Raw genomic sequence first — 1193 nt, 5'->3', positions numbered from 1 at the left:
CTCAAAACTTGCACTTATGCACCCTGGGGATAGTTATGCTCGGGGGACCACTTGAAAGGGGCCGCCGGTTTCCCGTCTGATGACGGGTGCCATGACCCAAGCGGCCCTATCCCTACTTTGGACCATCCTGGCCCTCATGCCAACCCCCCACCTGCGGGAATCCTTGAAGGCCCTGTTGTTCCTTTTCCTCACCGGTCACGGCAAGGCTAGACCCCAGCACAGCAAGACCAAGTCCCCCTCCGCCCTCTCCCGCTTCCTCAACCGCTACCCCTGGCCCACCCGCGCCCTCATCCGCCTGGCCCGCGAGGAGGCCCAGAAAGCCCTGGACCGGGCCAGGCGGAGAAAGGGCCCCAAGCCCCGCCTCCTGGTGGTCCTGGACCTGGTCACCTTGGAAAAGCGGGGCCACTTCCCCCACCTCCCCCTCTCCTTCTTTCACGGCAAGTGGGGCCTCCACCTCGTGGTCCTTTACCTCGTCTACGGGGACCTCCGCGTCCCCTGGGCCTACCGTCTATGGCGGGGCAAGGGGGAGAAAGGCCTCTCCCTCCTGGCCCTGAGCCTCCTGGCCTCTCTGCCCCTCTGGATGCGCCGGACCTTCCGGATACGGGTGGCCGCGGACGCGGCTTTTGGTACGGCCTGGTTCCTCTTTGGGGTGAGGCGGTTGGGCTTGGAAACGGTGGTGGGGATGCGGCGGGACCGGAGGCTGCGGGGAGGGGGAAGGCTTTTGGACCTCAGGCGGCAGGGGAGCCGGGTCTACCTGTGGGGGCTTTCCTTCCCGGTCTGGGTGGCCTGGTACCGCTACCCCCTGCCCCAAGGGGGCTGGGAGTGGCGGTACGTGGTGGCCACCTTTCCCGCCACGCCCCGGACCATGCTCACCTGGGGAAGGAGGCGGTTCACGGTAGAGCACTTCTTCCGGGCTGCGAAGAGTGAGTTCTCCCTGGGGCAGTTCGGGCAGCGGACGGCCTTGGGGGTGCACCGCTTTCTGGTGCTCTCCCTTCTGGCCTACCTGCTGGCCCACTGGGTGGGGATGGAGGGGAAGGGGAGCTGGCGGGAGGCCAGGGAGGGGGCAGCTCGGGTTCTCTTGCCCGAGCTGGTGGTGCAGGTCATCCTGCGGGAGCTCCACGCCCTGGGTCTGGGGCCGCCCGGGGGAGGGAGTGAAGGTTTATGCGGGGTATGCGGGAGGTGCAAGTTTTGAG

At 67.0% G+C, this 1193-nt stretch carries 1 protein-coding gene; it reads left to right on the top strand.

Annotation, left to right across the window (positions count from 1 at the left end; genetic code table 11):
* Positions 1–91: 91 nt before the first annotated feature.
* Positions 92–1192, top strand: coding sequence for a transposase (locus L0C60_RS12695; protein ID WP_135260909.1), 1101 nt, complete (start codon positions 92–94; stop codon positions 1190–1192).
* The last annotated feature ends 1 nt before the right edge of the window (position 1193 follow it).

Source organism: Thermus hydrothermalis (assembly GCF_022760925.1).
In the GTDB taxonomy this organism is placed as follows: Bacteria; Deinococcota; Deinococci; order Deinococcales; family Thermaceae; genus Thermus; species Thermus hydrothermalis.
Note: the sequence above shows the minus strand (reverse complement) of the source record. Positions and strands in the feature narration are given on the sequence as shown.